At 68.8% G+C, this 21,725-nt stretch carries 19 protein-coding genes and 1 pseudogene; 13 read left to right on the forward strand and 7 right to left on the reverse strand.

Annotation, left to right across the window (positions count from 1 at the left end; genetic code table 11):
- The first annotated feature begins 209 nt into the window (after positions 1-209).
- The 8 genes from Bsp3421_RS12380 to Bsp3421_RS12415 all read left to right on the forward strand — a co-directional run bounded on the left by Bsp3421_RS12380 (position 210) and on the right by Bsp3421_RS12415 (position 8,073).
- Positions 210-893, forward strand: coding sequence for a CDP-alcohol phosphatidyltransferase family protein (locus tag Bsp3421_RS12380; RefSeq protein WP_273996251.1), 684 nt, complete (start codon positions 210-212; stop codon positions 891-893).
- On the forward strand, positions 890-1,693 hold the full coding sequence (locus Bsp3421_RS12385) for a HalD/BesD family halogenase (protein ID WP_273996253.1): 804 nt from the start codon (positions 890-892) through the stop codon (positions 1,691-1,693). The genes Bsp3421_RS12380 and Bsp3421_RS12385 overlap by 4 nt, the downstream gene beginning before the upstream one ends.
- Entirely contained in the window at positions 1,690-2,694 is a 1,005-nt protein-coding gene (locus Bsp3421_RS12390; protein WP_273996254.1) for an HpnL family protein, read from the forward strand. The genes Bsp3421_RS12385 and Bsp3421_RS12390 overlap by 4 nt, the downstream gene beginning before the upstream one ends.
- A gap of 43 nt (positions 2,695-2,737) precedes the next feature.
- On the forward strand, positions 2,738-3,502 hold the full coding sequence (locus tag Bsp3421_RS12395) for a phosphocholine cytidylyltransferase family protein (protein ID WP_273996255.1): 765 nt from the start codon (positions 2,738-2,740) through the stop codon (positions 3,500-3,502).
- On the forward strand, positions 3,499-5,184 hold the full coding sequence (gene aepX / locus Bsp3421_RS12400) for a phosphoenolpyruvate mutase (RefSeq protein ID WP_273996256.1): 1,686 nt from the start codon (positions 3,499-3,501) through the stop codon (positions 5,182-5,184). The genes Bsp3421_RS12395 and aepX overlap by 4 nt, the downstream gene beginning before the upstream one ends.
- Positions 5,181-6,341 carry a phosphonopyruvate decarboxylase gene (gene aepY / locus Bsp3421_RS12405; RefSeq protein ID WP_273996257.1) on the forward strand — a complete coding sequence of 387 codons (1,161 nt, stop codon included), beginning with the start codon at positions 5,181-5,183 and terminating at the stop codon, positions 6,339-6,341. The genes aepX and aepY overlap by 4 nt, the downstream gene beginning before the upstream one ends.
- 12 nt (positions 6,342-6,353) lie before the next feature.
- The gene (locus Bsp3421_RS12410; protein WP_273996258.1) at positions 6,354-7,421 is read left to right on the forward strand and encodes a 2-aminoethylphosphonate aminotransferase; all 1,068 of its coding nucleotides are present in this window, start codon (positions 6,354-6,356) and stop codon (positions 7,419-7,421) included.
- A gap of 274 nt (positions 7,422-7,695) precedes the next feature.
- Complete coding sequence (locus Bsp3421_RS12415) at positions 7,696-8,073, forward strand: cytochrome c (protein WP_273996259.1); 378 nt, start codon at positions 7,696-7,698, stop codon at positions 8,071-8,073.
- A gap of 114 nt (positions 8,074-8,187) precedes the next feature.
- Here the strand turns inward: Bsp3421_RS12415 and Bsp3421_RS12420 are convergent, their stop codons facing one another.
- A complete protein-coding gene (locus tag Bsp3421_RS12420) occupies positions 8,188-9,117 on the reverse strand; it encodes a LysR family transcriptional regulator (RefSeq protein ID WP_273996260.1) in 930 nt (309 codons plus the stop codon).
- Positions 9,118-9,294: 177 nt separating this feature from the next.
- On the opposite strand from Bsp3421_RS12420, the gene Bsp3421_RS12425 reads away from it, so the two are divergent.
- Positions 9,295-9,999 (forward strand): SDR family NAD(P)-dependent oxidoreductase, encoded by a 705-nt coding sequence (locus Bsp3421_RS12425; protein WP_273998370.1) that lies wholly within the window; start codon positions 9,295-9,297, stop codon positions 9,997-9,999.
- Positions 10,000-10,052: 53 nt separating this feature from the next.
- On the opposite strand, the gene Bsp3421_RS12430 is transcribed toward Bsp3421_RS12425, so the two are convergent.
- The gene (locus tag Bsp3421_RS12430) at positions 10,053-11,294 is read right to left on the reverse strand and encodes an MFS transporter (protein ID WP_443111438.1); all 1,242 of its coding nucleotides are present in this window, start codon (positions 11,292-11,294) and stop codon (positions 10,053-10,055) included.
- 114 nt (positions 11,295-11,408) lie between these two features.
- Between Bsp3421_RS12430 and Bsp3421_RS12435 the strand changes: the two genes are divergently transcribed.
- From Bsp3421_RS12435 to Bsp3421_RS12445, 3 genes are all read left to right on the forward strand, one after another.
- Entirely contained in the window at positions 11,409-12,305 is an 897-nt protein-coding gene (locus tag Bsp3421_RS12435; protein ID WP_273996262.1) for a LysR family transcriptional regulator, read from the forward strand.
- Positions 12,306-12,947: 642 nt separating this feature from the next.
- Positions 12,948-14,570, forward strand: coding sequence for a methyl-accepting chemotaxis protein (locus Bsp3421_RS12440; RefSeq protein ID WP_273996263.1), 1,623 nt, complete (start codon positions 12,948-12,950; stop codon positions 14,568-14,570).
- Positions 14,571-14,667: 97 nt separating this feature from the next.
- On the forward strand, positions 14,668-15,126 hold the full coding sequence (locus Bsp3421_RS12445) for a GNAT family N-acetyltransferase (RefSeq protein WP_273996264.1): 459 nt from the start codon (positions 14,668-14,670) through the stop codon (positions 15,124-15,126).
- A gap of 91 nt (positions 15,127-15,217) precedes the next feature.
- Here Bsp3421_RS12445 and Bsp3421_RS12450 read toward each other — a convergent pair whose 3' ends face one another.
- The gene (locus tag Bsp3421_RS12450) at positions 15,218-15,760 is read right to left on the reverse strand and encodes a GNAT family N-acetyltransferase (RefSeq protein ID WP_273996265.1); all 543 of its coding nucleotides are present in this window, start codon (positions 15,758-15,760) and stop codon (positions 15,218-15,220) included.
- A gap of 415 nt (positions 15,761-16,175) precedes the next feature.
- Between Bsp3421_RS12450 and Bsp3421_RS12455 the strand changes: the two genes are divergently transcribed.
- Positions 16,176-16,625, forward strand: coding sequence for a GNAT family N-acetyltransferase (locus Bsp3421_RS12455; protein ID WP_273996266.1), 450 nt, complete (start codon positions 16,176-16,178; stop codon positions 16,623-16,625).
- A 30-nt stretch (positions 16,626-16,655) separates the two neighbouring features.
- On the opposite strand, the gene Bsp3421_RS12460 is transcribed toward Bsp3421_RS12455, so the two are convergent.
- The 4 genes and pseudogenes from Bsp3421_RS12460 to Bsp3421_RS12475 all read right to left on the reverse strand — a co-directional run bounded on the left by Bsp3421_RS12460 (position 16,656) and on the right by Bsp3421_RS12475 (position 21,544).
- Complete coding sequence (locus Bsp3421_RS12460) at positions 16,656-17,054, reverse strand: VOC family protein (RefSeq protein ID WP_273996267.1); 399 nt, start codon at positions 17,052-17,054, stop codon at positions 16,656-16,658.
- A gap of 294 nt (positions 17,055-17,348) precedes the next feature.
- The gene (locus tag Bsp3421_RS12465; protein WP_273996268.1) at positions 17,349-17,792 is read right to left on the reverse strand and encodes a hypothetical protein; all 444 of its coding nucleotides are present in this window, start codon (positions 17,790-17,792) and stop codon (positions 17,349-17,351) included.
- A 167-nt stretch (positions 17,793-17,959) separates the two neighbouring features.
- Positions 17,960-18,958 carry a transglutaminase family protein gene (locus Bsp3421_RS12470; RefSeq protein WP_443111439.1) on the reverse strand — a complete coding sequence of 333 codons (999 nt, stop codon included), beginning with the start codon at positions 18,956-18,958 and terminating at the stop codon, positions 17,960-17,962.
- A pseudogene (locus Bsp3421_RS12475) lies at positions 18,949-21,544 on the reverse strand (circularly permuted type 2 ATP-grasp protein). The gene Bsp3421_RS12470 and the pseudogene Bsp3421_RS12475 overlap by 10 nt, the downstream one beginning before the upstream one ends.
- Positions 21,545-21,725: the final 181 nt, after the last annotated feature.

The following is a 21,725-nucleotide window of genomic DNA, read 5'->3' on the forward strand; positions in this document are numbered from 1 at the left end:
GATTGCCCCGCTGCAAAACTCCCTTGCCGGATTTGCCGGGTATCGGCGGGCCCGTCCGTCGGACGCGACTCACCGATCCAACCCCGATTGTCGCGCATGGGATTGGAGAGGCGGAGCAGGCAAGCCGCCAATCTGCGTGAGAAGCCGGTAGAATCAAGGTTTTTGGTCATCAAAAAGCAATAAATTACAAATCCGTATATATTCCGCCGATGGACCAGAGAACCACCAACAAAATCACCACGGCAAGCCCGCCGCCCCGCACCTGGGATGCCCGGCTGGCCCGCTGGCTTGTCACGCCCCTGATCGACACGCCGGTCACGCCGAACCACCTCACCACGCTGCGCCTGCTGATCGGCCTCGCGGGCGCGTACTGCCTCGCGCAGGGCGGCTTCCGCTGGATCAACGCGGGCGCGTTCCTGATCGTGCTGTCGAACTTCGTCGACCATACCGACGGCGAACTCGCGCGGATCAGCGGCAAATCCAGCAAGATCGGCCACTTTTACGACCTCGCGAGCGACGCGCTGATCACGGTCGCGCTGTTCGTCAGCATGGGCGCCGGGATTGTCGCCACGGGCGGCCGCATGGCCGCCAATCCGGTCCTGCTCGGCACGCTCGCGGGCGCGGCCGTCGCGCTGATCTTCTTCCTGCGGATGCGGATCGAATCGTTCGCCGGCAAGGCCGGCACCAAGCAGGCGTTCGTCGGCGGCTTCGAGACCGAGGACGTGCTCTACCTGCTGCCCCTCGTCACGCTGTTCGACGGCGTGGAGCGCTTCCTGCTGGCCGCGTCGATCGGCGCGCCGCTCTTTGCCGCGTGGGTCGTGGCCGACTACTGGCGCATCGTGCGCCGCGGCCGCGCCGCGCCCAATCCAACCGAAATCCAAGTCACCAAATGACCCTCCATACAGGCGCAGAGACCGTGCCGACCTCGCCTTCCACGGCGCAGGGCACGGGGCTTCCCCCTGACCGCGCCGTCGCGTCCCGCGTCGGCGAACTCGACCTGCCCGGCCTGCGACAGCACTACACGCGCCAAGGCGCGTTCCTGTACCTCGACGACTTCCTGCCGAAGGACGCGGCCGGCAAGCTCGCCGACGCCGCGCGCGCGCTGCAGGCGGACATCAACCGCAACTACCTGCCCGGCCACAAGCAGGGTGGCAGCGTGAGCCGGCACACGATCGACGCGAAGGCGCCGTACATCGCCGAGCTGTACCGCTCGAAGGCGCTGATCGGCTTCCTCGAGAAGATCACGGGCGACACCCTGCTGCTGTCGCCGGAAGACGATCCGCACGCGTACGCGCTGTACTACTACACCCGCCCCGGCGATCACATCGGCTGGCACTACGACACCTCGTACTACGACGGCCGCCGCTACACGCTGCTGTTCGGCGTGATCGACGAATCGACGTCGCGGCTCGACTACGAGCTGCACACGCGCAACCCGGCGGTCGCCGACGAGCCGGGCTCGGTGCAGATCGCGCACGGCGGCATCGTGCTGTTCGACGGCGACAAGCTGCGCCACCGCGTCACGCCGCTCGGCGAGAACGAGCTGCGCGTGTCGCTGACCTTCGAATACGTGACCGATCCCGGCATGCGTCCCTGGAAGCGCTTCATCTCGAACATGAAGGATGCGATCGCGTACTTCGGCTTCCGCCAGGTGTTCCGTCAGCTGGCCGCGCGCCGCACCCAGGGCTCATGACGCGCGCCGGCATGATCCTGCTGTCGATCGGGACAGCGCTGTTCGTTGCATTGCTGGCCTGGCAAGGCTTCGGCGCCGTCGCGTCGACGCTGCTCACGGCCGGCTGGGGGCTCGCGCTCGTCGCGGCCTTCCATCTGGTGCCGCTCGTGATCGATGCGCGGGCGATCGCCGTGATGTTCCCGGCCGGCACGCGCGGCGCGTCGATGCGCGAGGCGCTGTATGCGCGCTGGGTGGGCGAATCGGTCAACAGCCTGCTGCCCGCCGGGCAGATCGGCGGCCCGGTGCTGATGGTGCGCTACCTCTCGCAGCAGGGCGTGCGGATGCAGGAAGCCGCCGCCGCGATCACCGTCAGCACCACGATGCAGGCGCTCGCGCAGCTGCTGTTCGCGCTCGTCGGCATCGCCGCGTTCAGCCTGTACGCGAGCCATGATTCGGTGTCGCACCTGCGCACGCCCGCGCTGATCGCGACCGCGCTGCTCGCGCTGTTCGCGCTCGCGTTCTATGTCGCGCAGCGGCGCGGCCTGTTCGGGCGCGGGCTGCGCCTCGTGTCGAAGCTGTTCGGTCCGCGCGACTGGTCGGGCCTCGCCACGCGCGCCGACGCAATCGACGCCGCGGTCGCCGACCTGTACCGCCGCCGCGACCGGGTCGCGTCGACCTTCTGGCTCAGCTTCGTCGGCTGGGTGGTCGGCACGGGCGAAGTGTGGCTCGCGCTGCACTTCCTCGGCCACCCGGTCAGCTGGCTCGATGCGCTGCTGCTGGAGAGCGTCGGCCAGGCGATCCGCGGCGCGGCGTTCGCGATCCCCGGCTCGCTCGGCGCGCAGGAAGGCGGCTATCTGCTGCTCGCGCCGCTCGTCGGGCTCCCGCCCGAGGCGGCGCTCGCGCTGTCGCTCGCGAAGCGCGCGCGCGAACTCGCGCTCGGCCTGCCCGGCATCCTGTACCTGCATTACCGTGAACGAAACTGGCAACGGCGCCGCGCGGCGCCGCAGCCGCTTGCCGACTGAGCCGCGACGCGGCCGGCCGGCATTACCCTGCGTGGAGAAACACATGCGAGCCATCATCCTTGCGGCGGGCCTCGGCCTGCGTCTGCAACAACCGCCCGAGGCGCAGTACCCGAAGTGCCTGCTGCGCTTCGACGACGTGTCGCTCCTCGAACGCCATTTCCGGCTGCTCGACGCGGTCGGCGTGACCGAGGTCGTGCTCGCGCTCGGCTTCCAGTCCGAGAAGGTCGAGGCCGAACTCGAACGCCTCGGCCGCCGCGCCGAGATCGTGCTGAACCCGCGCTACGACCTCGGCAGCGTGCTGACCCTGCACACCGCCGCCGGCCCGATGACGCGCGGCGGCGACGTGCTGATCATGGACGCCGACGTGCTGTACGACGACAGCATCCTGCATGCGCTCGTGGCCGACCCCGAGCGCCCCACCGACCGCCTGCTGATCGACCGCGGCTTCGAGGAAGGCGACGAGCCCGTCAAGCTGTGCGCGAAGAACGGCGTGCCGGTCGAGTTGCGCAAGCAGCTCGCGGTCGGCCTCGAGTACGACACGATCGGCGAATCGGTCGGCTTCTTCCGGTTCCGCGAGGACACCGCGCGCCGGCTGGCCGAGATCGTCGCCGGCTACGTCGACGGCGGCCGCGCCAACCTGCCGCATGAAGAAGCGGTACGCGACCTGCTGCTGGAAGGCGGTCGCGATTTCGAGATTGCCGATGTCACGGGCGCCCCGTGGATCGAAATCGATTTTCCCAATGACGTCTCGCGTGCGAGCCAGGAAGTGCTGCCGCAGATTCAACGCACCGTAGGAGTGGCACGATGAACGCCCGTGAACCGAATTTCTCCGAATCGCGCAGCGCGCGCCTGCGCCGCATGCTCGTCAGCCAGGACCTCGAATTCCTGATGGAAGCGCACAACGGCCTGTCCGCGCGGATCGTCCGCGAGGCCGGCTTCAAGGCGATCTGGGCCTCGGGCCTCGCGATCTCCGCGCAATACGGCGTGCGCGACAACAACGAAGCGAGCTGGACCCAGGTAGTCGACACGCTCGAATTCATGGCGGACGCGAGCGACCTGCCGATCCTGCTCGACGGCGACACCGGCTACGGCAACTTCAACAACGTGCGCCGGCTCGTGAGGAAGCTCGAACAGCGCGGCATCGCGGGCGTGTGTATCGAGGACAAGCAGTTCCCGAAGACCAACAGCTTCATCGACGGCGAACGCCAGCCGCTCGCCGAGATCGATGAGTTCTGCGGCAAGATCAAGGCCGGCAAGGACTCGCAGAGCGACCCGGATTTCTCGATCGTCGCGCGCGTCGAGGCGCTGATCGCCGGCTGGGGCATGGATGAGGCGCTGCGCCGCGCGAACGCATACGCGGAAGCCGGCGCGGATGCGATCCTGATCCACAGCAAGCTGTCGCGTCCCGACGAGATTCTCCAGTTCGCGCGCGAATGGAGCGGCAAGGCCCCGCTCGTGATCGTGCCGACCAAGTACTACAGCACGCCGACCGACGTGTTCCGCCAGGCCGGCATCAGCACCGTGATCTGGGCGAACCACCTGATCCGCGCATCCGCGTCCGCGATGCAGGCCGTCGCACGCGAGATCCACGAGAACCAGACGCTGATCAACGTCGAAGACCGCGTCGCGAGCGTCAACGAGATCTTCCGTCTGCAGGACGCCGACGAGTATTCGGCGGCCGAGCGCATCTACCTGTCCTCGTCGTCGCGCGCGTCGAACGCCGCGATCGTGCTCGCCGCGAGCCGCGGCAAGGGCCTCGAGGCCGTCACCGAGGACAAGCCCAAGGTGATGCTGCCCGTCGCCGGCAAGCCGCTGCTGCGCTGGCTCGTCGACGGCTTCAAGAAGCAGGGCGTGAACGACATCACCGTGGTCGGCGGTTATCGCGCGGACGCGATCGACACCTCCGGCGTGAAGCTCGTGGTCAACGAACGCCACGCCAGCACCGGCGAACTCGCCTCGCTCGCGTGCGCGGCCGAGCGCCTGACGGGCGACACCGTGATCTCCTACGGCGACCTGCTGTTCCGCAGCTACATCCTGCGCGACCTCGCGGAAAGCGATGCCGAATTCAGCGTGGTCGTCGATTCGTCGCTGACCCAGCCGACCAACCAGAGCGTGCGCGATTTCGCGTTCTGCTCCGCCGGCGACGATCGCGGCCTGTTCGGCCAGAAGGCGCATCTGCAACGCGTGTCGAGCGAAGGCGCGGGCGAACCGCATGGCCGCTGGATCGGCCTGCTGAACGTGCGCGGCGCGGGCGTGGCCCGCCTGAAGGCGCTGCTCGCCACGCTGCAGGCGCGTCCGGACTTCGACACGCTCGACGTCCCGGCGCTGCTGAACGCGCTGATCGAAGGCGGCGAGAAGATCGAAGTGCAGTACGTGCACGGTCATTGGCGCGGCGTGAACGACCTCGAGGATTTCCGTCGCGCGGGCGATTTCGCGCACGAGCAAACGCCGATCTCCGAACAGCGCGCGAACGACGGAGCCGCGCAATGATCGAAGCCGCGCAGTTTGTCGAGGCCGCGCGCGCGCGCGGTTTCGACTCGTATGCGGGCGTGCCCTGCTCTTACCTGACGCCGTTCATCAATTACGTGCTGCAGGATCCGCAGTTGCATTACGTGTCGGCCGCGAACGAAGGCGACGCCGTCGCGCTCGTCGCGGGCGCGACGCTCGGCGGGCGGCGCGGGATCGCGATGATGCAGAACTCCGGGCTCGGCAACGCGGTGAGCCCGCTGACCTCGCTGACCTGGACGTTCCGCCTGCCGCAGTTGCTGATCGTGACGTGGCGCGGTCAACCCGGCGTGGCCGATGAGCCGCAGCATGCGCTGATGGGGCCGGTCACGCCGGCGATGCTCGACACGATGGAGATTCCGTGGGAACTGTTCCCGACGGAAGCCGAGGCGATCGGCCCGGCGCTCGATCGCGCGATCGCGCACATGGACGAGACGGGCCGGCCGTATGCGCTGGTGATGCAGAAAGGCAGCGTTGCCGCGTATCCGCTGCAGGCGGGCGAGCGGCCCGTGCGCCCTGCGGCGGCCGCGGTGCGCACGCTGCGTTCGGATGTGGCGCCCGAAGCATGGCCGACGCGGCAGGATGCGCTCGCGCGCGTGATCGCCGGGACGCCGGTTGAATCGACCGTGGTGCTGGCTTCCACGGGGTTTTGCGGGCGTGAGTTGTATGCGCTCGATGATCGGGCGAATCAGCTGTACATGGTGGGCTCGATGGGCTGCGTGACGACGCTCGCGCTCGGCCTCGCGCTCGCGCGGCCCGATCTGCATGTGGTTGCCGTTGACGGCGACGGCGCGGCGTTGATGCGCATGGGCGCGTTCGCGACGCTCGGCGCGTATGGGCCGGCGAATCTCACGCATGTGCTGCTCGACAACGGCGCGCATGAATCGACGGGGGGGCAGGCGACGGTGTCGCCGCATGTGTCGTTTGCCGGCGTGGCCGCCGCGTGCGGTTATGCGGCCGCGTTCGAAGGCGATACGGTCGATGTGATCGACGCGGCGCTCGACGCGCGCGATGCGAATGGCGTGCGTTTCGCGTGCCTGTCGATCCGCACCGGCGTGCCCGACGGGCTGCCCCGCCCGACCGTGACGCCCGTCGACGTCAAGACGCGCCTGATGCGCCATATCGGCGCGACGCAAGCCTGAAGGAGATTCACCATGCTGTTGCTTAATCCCGGCCCTGTGACGCTGTCGGAACGCGTGCGCCAGAGCTTGCTGCAAACCGATCTGTGCCATCGCGAAAGCGAGTTCTTCGATTTGCAGGACGAGGCGCGCGCGCGGCTCGTGGCTGCGTATGAGCTGGATCCGGCCGAATGGTCCGCGGTGTTGATGACGGGGTCCGGCACGGCCGCTGTCGAGAGCATGATCGCGGCCCTCGTGCCCGAGGACGGCAAGCTGCTCGTGGTCGAGAACGGCGTGTATGGCGAGCGTATTGCGCAGATCGCGGCGCAGTATCGGATCGCGCACGAAGTGCTCAAGCATGAGTGGATGGACGCGCCGGACGTCGATCAGATCGCGGCGCGGCTCGATGCGGATCGCGGCATTACCCATGTCGCCGTGATTCATCATGAGACGACGACAGGTAGGTTGAACGACCTCGATGCGGTGGCTGCGGTGTGCCGGGCACGGGGGGTGCGGATGCTGGTGGATGGCGTCAGCAGCTTCGGCGCCGAGGCGATCGATTTTGCGGGCGGCGTGATCGACGCGGTTGCGGCGACGGCGAACAAGTGCCTGCATGGCGTGCCCGGGGCCGCGTTCGTGATCGTGCGGCAGGATGCGCTCGCGAAGGCCGCGCGCCGGACGTATTACCTCGATCTGGGAAGGCTCGCGGCGTTGCAGGCGAAGCGGAATACGCCGTTTACGCCGTCGGTTCATGCGTATTACGCGCTGGTCGAGGCGCTGCGCGAGTTCGACGAGGCCGGCGGATGGCGCGCCCGGCATGCGCGGTACAAGGCGTTGGCGGATCGGGCGCAGGCCGGGCTCGCCGCGCGGGGTATGCCGCTGGTGTTGCCCGAAGGGGCTTCGTCGGTGGTGCTGCGCGCGTATCGGCTGCCGCAGGTGGTCGGGTATGAAGCGCTGCACGACGGGTTGAAGGCGCGCGGGTTCGTGATCTATGCAGGGCAAGGCGGGCTGTCGAGCACGCTGTTCCGGATCTCGACGATGGGCGCGATCGAGCCGGCGGATGTGGATCGGTTGTTGGCGGAGTTCGATGCGTTGATGCGGTAACGGCGCGTTTGGCGCATGCGAGAAACGGAGCCCTTGGGCTCCGTTTTTTTGGTTATTTGCAGATCGTCATGGATGTCGATGCCCGATCCCGATGAGACTTTCGACACCATCCTCGAAAACTGAATGGCCATGACTTGCCCCTAACGCCCCGGTCGCAAGCGACCTCAAAAAGCCTTTCTGCCGGCGGATACGATGCATTCGCCACGACAAGGCCGGCATCTTCGATTCACGGTCTTATCTGGCCGCTCCTGCCTTCCTTGCTTGCCACGAGAAAATGAAAACATCCCTCATTGCATCACTAGGAATTTTATTATTCATTCAAACATCGCCATCCTTTGCGGATAGCGGCAATGGGAAAAAGATATTTTTAGCAAGATGTGCCATGTGTCATGGAACAGATGTCAAGGGAACAGGGCCATTGGCCAACAAGAGCAGCCCACCCACCCCCGACCTTACGACGTCCGCGTTCAAAAAGCGGCTAATCGCTTATCCGGGAGTCATTGTATCGTCAATAATACTTCGCCCAAATGGCGACCTGATTCCAAAGACGTTACGGGAAAATGGCGTAAAACTCCCTCCTTATCACTGGACCATCAACGATTTTCGCGATTTGAATCAATATCTGAGCAGCGTGATTTTGAAAAATCAGTAACTTTGAGATAAATGCCAATTCTGCCGGCTCACGCGCATTACCTGCGGGTCAAGCCGCCACGCAAGTTCGACGAGGCCGCCAGCCGGCGCGATCAAACAGGCTCACCCAGCTGCATCACTGCGGCATCCCCCGCCGACACACCGTCAACACCCGCTGCCGCAGCCACCGATGCGCCGGATCGACCTCCAGCCTCGGATGCCACAGCTGCGACACGGTGATTTTCCCGGTCGCCACCGGCAATTCGAAGGCGTGAATGGACGACGCCGGCGAAAGTCCCTGCGCACCCGACCGAACACCGAGAAACGACGCCGGCACGAGCGCGATCAGATCCGATGCCTGCGCCACCGCCAGCGCCGCCGGAAAACTCGGCACCACCGCGACGATCGTTCGTTCCAGCCCCAGCGCCGCGAGCGCCTCATCCACCGGCCCCTCGCCGCGCCCCCGGCGTGACGCGACCACATGACCGAACGAGACATACCGCTCCGCCGTCACCTTGCGCGCCTTTGCAAGCGGATGCCCCTTCCTGACCACCCCGACAAACCGATCCCGAAACAGCGCCTGCATGCGAATTTCAGGCCCCATCCCGCCCAGTACGCCGATCTCGAGATCCACCGCCCCCTCCCGCAGCTGCGTCGCGGTTTTCTCCGGCTTGGGCACGAAATACAGGCGCACGAACGGCGCGATCGACGCCACCTCAGCGATCAGCGCCGCGCCGAACACCTCGACGAAGCCGTCATTGGCGCGAATGATGAAGGTGCGCCGAAGCGTGTCGAACTCAGGCTCGGCCTCCGCCGGACACAGCACGGCGCGCGCCTCGTCCACCGCGCCCCGGGCGCGTTGTCGCAGCGCCTCGGCATGCGGCGTCAGCACCATGCGGCGCCCGGCGCGGACCAGCAGCGGGTCGCCCGTCACCTCGCGCAGCCGGGCCAGCGTCCGGCTCATGGCCGAGGCGCTCAGCCCCAGCCGACGCGCAGCGCCCACCACGCTGCCATCGGCCAGCAGCGCGTCGAGCGCAATGAGGAGGTTCAAGTCGGGATCGGACATAGCGGACCTTCAGGCCAAAGGAGCCATAAGACATGGCGTTCGGTGCATTATATAAGTTCAAGTGCTGCGTCTTCCGCCATGTCTGGTTCGCCGATAAAGTGCCTTCACTCACCCGCCGTACCGAGCGCATTGCGCCGGCACGGCGTCCGATCAGGCCCGACTCACTGGAAACGACTCATGCAACCCACCTCATCCCCCAAGACCCTCCTCCTCATCGGCGCATCGCGCGGGCTCGGCTTCGCGATGGCCGTGGAAGCCCTCAAGCGCGGCTGGCACGTGATCGCCACCGGGCGCGCGGGCTCGATGGACAAGCTGCGCCAGGTCGCAAGCGCATCGCATGGCGCGCTTGAAGTCGAAGCGGTCGACATCACGATTCCGGAACAAGTCGCGGCGTTGCGCGCTCGCCTCGACGGCCGGCGTATCGATGTGCTGTTCGTGAACGCCGGCGTCAAGAATGCCGATCACGAAACGATCGCCGACGTCTCGACCGATGAATTCATACGCGTGATGGTGACGAATGCGCTCAGCCCGATGCGGGTCATCGCGACGCTTCAGGACCTCGTGCAACCGGCCGGAACGATCGGCGTGATGTCATCGGGACAAGGCAGCCTCGCCAACAACACCAACGGCAACTACGAGGTCTATCGAGGCAGCAAGGCCGCGCTCAACATGTTCATGCGCAGCTACGCGGCACGCCACCAAAACGAAGCGAAAACCCTGCTGCTGATGGCCCCCGGCTGGGTGCGCACCGACATGGGCGGCCCCGGCGCGCGGCTCGGCATCGAGGAGAGCATCCCGAACCTGATCGGCACGATCGAAGCGTATGAAGGTCGCACCGGCCTGCATTACCTCGATTACCTCGGGCGAGCCGTTCCGTGGTGACGAGCGGCGCGGCGACGGACCGGTGACTCCGGGCCGCCGCGAGCCGCGCGGCGTCAAGCGGCCTGGGCAAGCTGCCGCCCGCGCCCATAAGCGCTCATCAACCCGAAGCTCACGACAAAGCTCACGCCCCCCACCATCAAAAGCCCCGCCTCGCCAAACACCGGCAGCGCATTGTTCAACGCCCCCGTCACCACCCACGCCACGGCCATCACCGATCCCGCGACCCCGAGCGCCCACCCCTGCCGCGCTTCCGGCACCGCGTCCGAAAATGCCGTATACATCATCGTGTACGCCACCATATCGAAGCAGCCGACGAACGCGCCCAGCACCCACTGCGGCCACGCACCCGGCACCAGCGACGCCGCGATCTGCGCCACGCCGGCCATCAGCAACCCGACCCGCGCGATGTCGATCACGCCCCACACCCGCAGCATCAACCTCACCACCACCATCAGCCCAATCACGAAGCACGCGCCGATCATCCCGCTGAACAGCCCGAGTTCATGGCTCGCGTAGTGGAACCGCGATTGCAGCAGTTGCATGATCGTCTGCAGATACAAGCCATAACCCACCTGCATCAGGAAAAAGACCCCCGACAGACACGCGATCTCCCGATGCCGCGCGGCCTCCACGATGATCTTGATCGGCAGCAGCACATCGACCCGCGCGAAACCCGACGCGGCAACCGGTTCGCGATATGTTACCCACGTCCAGACCCCACACCCCAGCGCCAACACCCCCACGGCGATGAACGGCGTGCCGTACCCGAACCACGGCGCGATCGACGCATCCGACGCCACGCCGCCCAACACCGGCCCGACGATCACCCCGGCGCTGAACGCGATCGACATCACGCTCATGTTGCGCGCCTTGTCCTCAGGCCGGCTCACGTCGACGATCGCGGCCTGCGCGATGCCCTGACAGCCCGCCATCAAGCCGCTCAGTCCACGCCCCGCCAACAGCAGCCAAAGGCTGGGGAGCATCGCCCCCAACGCCATCATGAAATAACTCGCCGACAGCCCCGGCACGCACACCAGCAGGATCCTGCGCCGCCCGAACCCATCGGACAACGCGCCCATCAACGACGAACCGAAGAACATGAAGAACGGATAGACGCCGTAGCCAAGCCCGAGGCAGAAGTTGCGCCAAGCCGGCGCGGCATCCGGCGATAGAAGGCTCGAATGCGGATCCCCGAACAGCGCGGACATCATCGGATACACGAGACCAAAACCCATCGCGTCGATCGCGATGGCCAACAAACACGGACCAAGCCGTCGTAAATCAAGCGTTGCCATCCAGGGCACCTGTCGTCATGAGTCGAGATGCGCACAGCCTAAGCACCGCGCCCCCCGCCCGGTAGGCATCCCACGCCGATTTGACTCATCGGCAAAACTGATACGATCGCGCGCATGGACCTCCTCTCAGCCATGCGCATCTTCGTGCGCGTCGTCGAGCGCGGCAGTATGTCGGCCGCGGCGCGCGACCTCGGCATCGGCCAGCCAGCCGTCAGCGAACGCATCGAAAAACTCGAACAGCATCTCGGCGCGCGCCTGCTCAGGCGCAGCACGCGCGCGGTGTCCTGCACCGACGCCGGCGCGCGTTTCTACGAACGCAGCAGGATCGTGCTGGCGGCCGCGCAGGATGCGCAGGACGCGGTCGCGCGCGACCAGCGCGCGGTGCGCGGCACGCTGCGGCTCGCCGCGCCGCAGGGCCTCGGGGAAGTCGTCCTGCCTGCGCTGCTGGCCCGCCTGCGCGAACGCCATCCGGCACTCGACGTCGATCTCGTGCTGAACGACCGCGTGGTCGATCCGGTCACGGAAGGCGTCGACCTGTCGCTGCGGCTCGGCGAGCCCGGCGTCGGCAATGTCGTCGCGCGCCGTCTCGGCGAGGTGCGGCGCGTGCTCGTCGCCTCACCCGCCTATCTCGAACACCACGACGCGCCCACTACGCCGCAGGCGCTCATCGCGCATCCCTTCGCACGCGTGGCCGGCCTGTTCGGCGACCAGCACCTGCCGCTCGTCGACGCCAGCGGCAAGCTCGTCCAGGCGCGCCTGACCGTCGCGTGGAATGCGAGCCACTGGCGGCCCGTCCATGAATGGATCCTCGCGGGCGCGGCAATCGGCGTGTTGCAGGCGCCCGTTTGCGCGGCGGCGCTCGCTGCCGGCACGCTCGTGCCGCTGCTGCCCGGCTACACGGTGCCGGGCTTCGCGCTGCATGCGCTCTATCCGGCCGCTCGCCCGATCCCGGCCAAGACGCGCGCGGCGCTCGCGCTGCTGGAAAGCCATCTGCCCGCCATGCTCGGCTGAGCCGCGATGCGGGACGAAGCCAACACACGCGTCCACGCGCACCACTGACGATCCTTGCACGTACAACCATCCGGCCGCGAGCCGTCGCGACAGCGGCCGCGCGTCATGGCGCGCGATTCGTGCGCGCCGTCCACGCCCCGCGCGAATCGCGCCGCACGCGCTCGCCGCATCTCGACGCGGCACCACCTTGTCGAGCGGCGGCCGCCGTTGCCGGCGCACGATTGAGACGCCTGGAAGGATGAGGGCGCCCCGCACATTCCTCGCTCGCGCGTTTGCCCCTGTCATAAAGAACCCCGCCGCACCGCCGATAACAGGAGTGCGCGCCCACGCGCCATGCGCCGGCACTCGAACGCGCCGCGCGCTGCCATCCCCCTCCTTGCCTGCCTCCTCCCCCGGACGACGCACCGCCCCCGCTTTATCCAAAATTTCAGAACACCTGAATTCCGATCTGTAAATCAGACTGGGCCTATATATCGGCCCATCGAAAGCCACTAGATTTCATCTGGTCCTGCCCGCTCGACCCGACACGCATGCGCGGCTCCGCATCGCGATGCACGCGCGGGCATCGCGCGCCGGTTGCAGCGTCGCACCACGTCGGATCGTGCGCGTCGTTCATCTTCATTCGACTCGAAAAGGCTTCCCATGAACCAGTTGAAAATTGCCACCCGGCTCACCTTGTTGATCACCTTGCTGTCCGTGTTGCTGCTGCTGATCGGCAGCTTCGGCCTGTGGGGCGTGCACAAGACCGAGGCGGCACTGGAAAGCGTCTACAGCGACCGGCTGGAGCCCACCCGGCAGCTTGCGGAAATCAGCGACCGCCTGATGCGCGACCGGCTCGCGCTCGCTTCCGCGGCGCTGACGCCGGATCCGGCCGCGGTCGCGGCCAGCATTGCGATCGTCGAGGAGAACGCCGTCGCGTCGAACCGGCTGTGGCTCGCCTACCAGGCCACCCATCTCACGCCGCAGGAGCAGCAGCTCGCGCGGCAGTTCGCGGCCGCGCGCCAGCAGTTCATCGAGCGCGGCCTGCAGCCGGTCGTCGCCGCGCTGCGCGCGAACCAGAGCGACGAGGCGCGCCGCATCGTGGTCGAGCAGTTGCGCCCGCTGTTCCAGCCGGTGCGCGCGAGCAACGAGGCGCTGCAGAAGCTGCAGGAAAGCGAGGCGCGGCTCGAATTCGGCGCGGCGCGCGCACGCTACGAGACGATGCGCCTCGTGTTCCTGTTCGTGATCCTCTCCGGCGTGGCGATCGCCGCCGCGCTCGGCCTGTGGATCACGCGCTCGATCGGCCGCGAACTCGGCGCGGAACCCGGCGAGGCCGCGGCGCTCGCGCGCCGGGTCGCGGCCGGCGATCTCAGCGTGCATATCACGCTGAAGCGCGGCGACCGCGACAGCCTGATGGCGCAGCTCGAAACGATGCAGACGAGCCTGGCCGGCATCGTCGGACGGATGCGGCTGAACGCGCAGAACGTCGCGACCGCGAGCGCGCAGATCGCGCAGGGCAACCTCGACCTGAGCCAGCGCACCGAGGAACAGGCGAGCGCGCTCGAACAAACCTCGGCGACGATGGAACAGCTGAGTTCCACGGTGCGGCAGAACGCGGACAACGCGAAGCAGGCGAACCAGCTCGCGATCAGCGCGTGCACGATCTCGACCGAAGGCGGCGCGGTGGTCGAGCAGGTGGTCGGCACGATGAAGCAGATCAACGGCAGCTCCGCGCGGATCGCCGACATCGTCGGCATCATCGAGGGCATCGCATTCCAGACCAACATCCTTGCGCTGAACGCCGCCGTCGAGGCCGCGCGCGCCGGCGAAGAAAGCCGCGGCTTCGCGGTCGTGGCGGGCGAGGTCCGCAATCTCGCCCAGCGCAGCGCCGACGCCGCCAAGGAGGTCAAGCAGTTGATCGGCGCGAGCATCGAGCGCGTCGTGCACGGCGGCGCGCTGGTCGATCAGGCGGGTTCGACGATGCGCGACATCGTCGGCTCGATCGCGCGCGTCACCGACCTGATGGGCGAGATCAGCGCGGCGAGCACCGAGCAGAGCGTCGGCGTCGCGCAGATCGGGCAGGCCGTGACCCAGATGGACCAGGCGACCCAGCAGAACGCGGCGCTCGTGGAGCAATGCGCGGCCGCGGCCGAGAACCTCAAGGAGCAGGCGCGCGACATGCTCGCGGCCGTCGAGATCTTCAAGCTCGCGAACCCGCCCGATGGGTTCGCGCCCGGCGCGCCGACGCCCCGGCATCCGGCGCGGGCGATGTTGATGCCGGCGTGAGTGCTGGTGGGGCTATCATCCAGCCATTCCGCCCACTCACGACGCCTGCCCCTCCATGCCTTCAACGCACGCCTCACGACGTATCGAATTGGTCCCGATGGACGACGCCGCGTTCGCGGCCTACCGCGCCGACACGCTGAACCACTACGCCGCCGACACGCTGCGCGCTGACGGCGGCACCGCGGAGGAAGCCGCCGCGCGCGAAGAGGAGTCCTTGCTCAAGCTGCTGCCCGATGGCGTCCGGACGCCGTCGCAACACCTGTTCGTGCTGGTCGATCCGGATGCGGACGAGCCGGTCGGGTATCTATGGCTGGGACGAACCCAGACCCTGCGCGGCGAGTCCGGATTCATCTACGATCTGTTCGTGCAGCCGAACCATCGCGGCAACGGTTACGGCACGCAGGCACTGCACGCTGCCGAGGCGTGGGCGCGCGACGCCGGCCTGCGGCAGCTCGGCCTCCATGTGTTCGGCCATAACGAAGGTGCGTTGCGCCTGTACGGCCGGCTCGGCTATCAGGCCACGCACGTGGAGATGTCCAAGCCGCTCGGCGATTGAGCCGCGCATACGCGCACCACCGTGACGGACTGCCCGCAGCCGACCACTCAGGCGTGCCATCATCGCCTGCGCGGACGGCGCGCACCGCGCGTCAATCATCCGCCGCCGGCCGCCCTTCCATGACACCCGCCAATTCCATGCCATACCGCACCTGGACGAGGTGCGCGCCGCCGATCGCAACCGGCGCCGATGCGCCGTCGGGCGCGAAACCCAATCGGCGATAGAACGCGATCGCCTGCGCGTTGCCCTCCAGCACCCACAGCGACACACGCGTATAGCCGGCGTCGCGCAGCGCCGCGCACGCCCGTGCCGCGAGACGTGCGCCGACGCCTTGCCGCCACGCGTCCGGCCGCACGTACAGCGCCTCGATTTCGCCCCAGGCTGCGTCCAGGTCCTCGTCGCGGTTCGCGCCGAACGACACCCAGCCCGCGAGCGCGCCATCCTGCGCCCGCGCGAGCACGACGCGCGTACGGCCGTCGCGCAGCAGCGCGCGCCATCCCTGCGCGCGCCGCTCGATCGACAACGCGGCCAGGAACGCGGCCGGCAACAGTTCCCGGTAGGCCGCCTGCCACGACGCGACATGCACCGCGGCGATCTCCTCCGCCGCTTCGAGGGTAGCGTCGCAGAGAATCATGGCCGCCCTCCACCCGCGCCGCCCCTGAACGCGCGCCCACCCCGCGCGCGCCGCGCAAGGCGCGCCCCAGGCCCGCGAAAATCGTCCATAACATCCATCCCGAACCTCTCTTCTCTTCAACAGGAGCGAAGCCCGACCGCACCCGCCAACAAAAAAGCCCCGGCGGTTTCCGTCGGGGCCTTGCAGGCAATGAAGCCTTCTCGTGCGTCTAGCGCACGCCCATCCCCGGCAATGGCTGAATCGAAATCATCGCTAGCGGCACGGCGGGCACGAGGATAAAAACGGCTGGGCGCATGGATCCGAATGTGCATCCAGTCCGCCACGGGTGTCAATGGTCGTCCGTCGACACCCGAATCGACAACCCTTCCCGATTCGCCGACAATCGCCTCGTCATCGTTCTGCCCGCTCCCTGCCGATGCACATCCGAACCGAGGATCCGGCGCAACCCGAGATCGCCGCGCTGCTCGAACGCGGCGAAGCGGAATCCGCGCGCCTGTATCCGGCGGAAAGCAACCACCACCTCCCGCTCGACGCGCTGCGCGCCGCCCACGTCCGCTTCCACGTCGCGCGCGACGCCCACGGCCACGCGATCGGCACCGGCGCGCTCGTGCTGCATGGCGCATGGGCCGAGGTCAAACGGATCTGGGTGGAGCCGCATACGCGCGGCCGGAGCCTGTCGAAGGCGATCCTGCATGCGCTGGAGGCCGATGCCCGCCGGCACGGCGTGCGCGTGCTGCGGCTCGAAACCGGCATCCACAGCCATGCCGCGCTGCGGCTCTATCGCACGGCGGGCTTCGTCGAACGCCCGCCGTTCGCCGACTACCGGCCCGACCGGCTCAGCGTCTTCATGGAAAAACACCTGTAGCGGCAGGCTGCCGGCCTGCCGCCTCGCGCTTCATTCCCGCCCGGCATGGCACACGGCTTCCACCCGGTTGCCGGCGGGATCGAACAGGAACGCCGCGTAATAGCTGTCGTGATAGTGCGCGCGCGGGCCCGGTTCGCCGTCCGAGCGCCCGCCCGTGGCGAGGCCCGCCGCGAAGAACGCATCGACCTGCGCGCGGGTCGCCGCCTTGAAGCACCAATGCCGCCGGCTCGCGCCGACGATGGCCGGATCCAGATAAACGGCAAGACAGGTCGATGCGGTGTCGCGCGCATTGCAACGCGCGCCGTAGCCCAAGGCGTCGGCGCGATCGTAGACCTTGTCCGCCCCGAGCGCGGCCATGATCGCGTCGTAGAACGGCCGGGCCGCATCGAGATCGGGGACGCCGATCGACACATGATCGAGAAGCTGCATCGCGGTCTGCTCCCGTGGAGGACATGAGGCATCGCGCGAGATCGAGCGCTCGCGGACGATGCGCGCCGATTCTACAAGCCAACGACGCCGGCCGCTTCCCGGCATTTCCTACGCATCATCGGCGCGCGACCTGTCGCCGCGCCCCCTGGACAAACATCCCGCAACAACAAAAAAACGCCGGATAACCGGCGTTTCAGCAAGCTCGGACGCCGGCCGCGCATGCAAACCGCACGACGCGCCCCGGCTTCCCGCGTCGCAAACGGCGCCTCACGCCGCCCGCGACACCTTCCGTCCTCAATAATCGCGACGATGGTGATGGCGGTGCTTGCCCTTGTAATGGCCGCGCCCGCGATCTTCCTCATAGGAATTCGACCGCGACACGTTGCCGCCGAGCGCCGCACCCGCGCCGCCGCCCACCGCCGCGCCGACGAGGCCGCCCGTGCGCCCGCCCATCGCGTTGCCCGCGGCCGTGCCCGCGCCGCCGCCCAGCGCGCCGCCGATGATCGCGCCCGTGCGCTCGCGACGGTTCGCCGTCACCGCGCCGCCCGCGCCGCCGCCCACCGCGCCGCCGATCACGGCGCCCGTGCTGCCGCCCACCGCGCCGCCGAGCGCCGCGCCGGCGACGCCGCCCAGCGCGCCGCCAAGTGCATTGTTCATATCGCCGCCGGCCAGCGCCGGCACCGACGCGGCTACGGTCAGCGCCGCGACCGCAAGGATCTGGATGAATTTCTTCGACATCGAACGGCCTTTATTCAGGGGATGAAAACGACCGCGAGTATAGCGAAGCGCCGCAGGTTATTTGTCATTTCCCGGATCGGACCTTGTAAGACATGTAACAGTATCGATACAGCCCCCCCGACGATCCCCTTGCAGGACCGCTGCGCGCCCGCTGGCGCCACCCGCCGCTACCCGGCGGGCACCGGCTCGACCGTCACGCCGACCGTCAGCACCTGGCCCGCCCCACCGCCGCGGATCACGCCCCGCAGCGGCGTCACGTCCGCATAGTCGCGGCCGACCGACAGCATCACGTAGTCGTCGCCGGGCGCGCGATCGTTGGTCGGATCGAGCTGCAGCCAGCCGTGGTCCTCGGGCCACGCCGGGTCGTACACCTCGACCCACGCATGCGATGCGTCCGCGCCGATCAGGCGCGGCTGCCCGGGCGGCGGCTCGGTCAGCAGGTAGCCGCTCACGTAGCGCGCGGGCAGCCCGAGCGAGCGCAGCGCGCCGATCATCACGTGCGCGAAGTCCTGGCACACGCCGCGCCCGAGCCGCAGCGCGTCGAGCGCGGTGGTCGACACGTCGGTGCTGTCCGGCGCGTACGCGAACTCCGCATGGATGCGCTGCATCAGTTCCCACGCGCCCTGCACGAACGGCCGGCCCGGCGTGAAGCTCACCGCGCCATAGGCGGCCAGCGCCGGATCGCACGCCACCTGCGGCGACGCGAACACGAATTCGCTCGCCGGGTCGAATGCGCGCCCCGCCCGATAGCTGAGCCGCTCGCGCACCGCCTCCCACGTACTCGCCTGCCCCGCCGTCGGCTGCGCGATCGCGGGCGGCGGTTCGCCGCGCCGTCCCGCCGACAGCGCGGGCGCGCGGGTCCGCACCAGGCTGCGGCTGCGCACCGTCAGCTCGTCGTGCGGCTGATCGAGCGCGAACGAGGTGCGCTGGTTGCCGAACGAATCGGTCTCGCGGCTCATGCCGTGCGGCGTCGGCGCGATTTCCAGCGCGAAGTCCAGCACCCGCTGCCGCGCGGTGTCGAGCGGCCTCAGGCGCGCCTGGTGCTGCGCCGACTCCACCCGCGCCGCATAGCGGTAGCGCGTGTCGTGCGTGACGCGCAGCAGGCGGGACGGCGCGTCGTCCTCCGTCGCGCCGGGCGCGCGGTCGTCGGTTCCGCTCATCCCCATAGCGCCCTGCCCGCGTCCCGCGCATGACTGAAATAGCGTTCGCCGATCCGGTCCGACAGAACCCGCACCGCCTTCACGCTCGCCTCCAACCGCGCCATCAGGTGCGGATGATTCCCCGCGTCGTCCACCTCGCACAGCGCGGCCAGCGACCAGCCCTTGATCTCCGGAATGCCTTCCGCCAGTTCCGACAGCGCGTAGCCCTCGCCGCGCTCGACTTTTTCGAGGCGGCCGCGCAGCGACTGCGCGACCCAGGCCAGCGCGCGCGGATTGTCCGTGTCGAGCACCAGCAGCGCGAGCAGCGGCGCGACGTCGAAGCAGCGCTGGAACCGCGATCGGAATGTGATCGAACTGTCGAACAGCTCCAGCACGAGTTCGAAGCCGTCCTGCTTGAGCACCGCGCGATCCTCGAACGCGCGGCGCAGCACGCCGGCCAGGAAATCGAGCCGGTCGATCTGCCGGCCGATCGTCAGGAGCCGCCAGCCGTCGTCGCGCGTCATGTTGTCGGTCTGCGCACCGGTGATCGCGGACAGCAGCAGGTTCAGGCGTTCGAGCAACTGCAGCGCGCCGCTGCCGAGCTGATCCTCGGGCTCGGGGTCGTCCGCGTCGCCGACCTCGAACAGTTGCGCCGCATCGTCGATCAGGCGCCATTGCTCGCGCGACAGCCGCTCGCGGATCGCCGCGGCCGCGCCGCGCATCCCGAACAGGCACGATGCGATGCCCGCATCGCGCCCGGCGCGCGTCGTGAGCGCGCGCACCAGCGCCTGCTGGAACGCCTGCGGCGCCTCGGCCGCCGCCGGCGTATCGAACGGCAGCAAGCCGTGCACGCGGCACAGCGCGTCGAGCAGGTGCAGGTGCGCGAGACTTTCCACGTCGTCCTCGCCGCGCAGGCGTTCGAGCGCCGCGCGCGCGAGCCGCGCAAGATTGATCGCGCGCTCCGTGTAGCGGCCCAGCCAGAACAGATTCTCCGCCGCGCGGCTCGCAATCGCGCGCGGCCGGCCGACCAGATCGTCGGGGCCGAGATGGGTCTGCAGCAAGGTGGTCGCGTCGACCGGCCCGTCGGTCATCACCCACGCGTCGACGCTGCTGCCACCGTGCGGCATCGGCGCATCGAACAGCGCCTCGCGCGCGCCCACCCGCGCGAGGCCGCCCGGCAGGACGCGCCAGGTGCGCGCGCCGTCGACCAGCGCGAACACGCGCAGCAGCAGCGGGCGCGGCACGATGCGCGCGCCGCCGTCGCCGGCCTGCGCGCGGCCGGGCCAGGTGGGCGCCTGCGACAGCGGCAGGTCGGCCTGCACCGTGTAATGCGCGGGTTGTTCGGCGATCCGCGCGCGCCACGCGGCAAGCTCGTCCGGCGCGAGCCGCGCGCCGAACACCGGCTCGAAGCTGCCGCCCGCCTGCACGCCGGCCGGAAAGGTCGGCCGGATCACCGCGCGCGCGAGCTGCGACAGCGCTTCCGCGCACGCGGCCGGCTCGCCGCACCACCACGAGGCGACCGCCGGCAGGCTCAGCGTCTCGCCCAGCAGGCTCTCGGCCAGGCGCGGCAGGAATCCCAGCACGCCCGGCGATTCCAGGAAGCCGGAGCCCGGCAGGTTCGCGACCAGCACGTTGCGCGCGCGCACGGCCTGCAGCAGGCCCGGCACGCCCAGCAGCGAATCGGCGCGCAGTTCGAGCGGATCGAGCCAATCGTCGTCGACGCGCCGCAGAATCCCGTGCACCGGCTCCAGCCCGCTCAGCGTCTTCAGGTATACGTGGTTGTCGCGTGCGGTCAGGTCGCCGCCCTCGACCAGCGTGAGCCCCAGGTAGCGCGCGAGATACGCGTGCTCGAAATAGGTGGCCGCGTGCGGGCCGGGCGTCAGCAATACGATCCGCGCGTTCTTGCCGGCCGGGCTCAGCTCCTGCAGGCTGCGCAGCAGCGCGCGATAGCTCGCCGCGAGCCGTTGCACGCGCAGGCCGCGAAACGCGCGCGGAAACAACCGCGACACGATCACGCGATTCTCGAGCAGGTAGCCGAGCCCCGTCGGCCCCTGGGTGTGCTGCGCCATCAGGCGCCACTCGCCGTCCGGCCCGCGCGCGAGATCGAACGCGGCGACGTGCAGCCAGGTATCGCCCGGCGCGCGCGCGCCGCGCATCGGCCGCAGGTAGCCCGGATGGCCCGTCACCAGCGACGGCGGCAGCAGGCCGCGCCGCAGCACCGTCTGCTCGCCGTAGATGTCGCTCAGGATCGCGTTCAGCAGGCGCACGCGCTGCAGCACGCCGCGCTCGATCGCCTGCCACTCGCGCGGCGTCAGAATCTGCGGCAGCAGGTCGAGCGACCACGGGCGCGGCGCGGCATCGTCGAGGCCGTGCGGCTGATAGGCCAGGCCGTTCTCGCGCATGCGGCGCGCGAGCGCGTCGGCGCGACGGTCGAGGTCGGCGAAGCCGACGCTGCCCAGCTGGGTGAAGAAGGCGCGCCACGCAGGCGCGAGCGCATCGCCGGACCCGGCCGCGCTGCCGCGCAGCCTCGTCGTAGCTGCCGGCGCTCGCGCGCGCCGCAAGCGCCGCGCCCAGCGCGGCGGCGTCCGCGCCGCTGTCGAACAGCGTATGCATCGCGTCGGCGGCGCTCGGATCGTCGGAGGAAAGAGGAGGCACGATGTCGACTCGTCAGGCACGGGCAGCCCGGCGCGCCCGCCCATCGGCCGGCGCGGCGTGCCCGTTCAGCGCGCATCGTATCATCCCGTCGCCCTCCCGCTTCCCGCCCGCCTCCCGCGCGGCCCACCGCGCGGCGCCC

It is taken from the genome of Burkholderia sp. FERM BP-3421 (genome assembly GCF_028657905.1).
Lineage (GTDB): Bacteria > Pseudomonadota > Gammaproteobacteria > Burkholderiales > Burkholderiaceae > Burkholderia.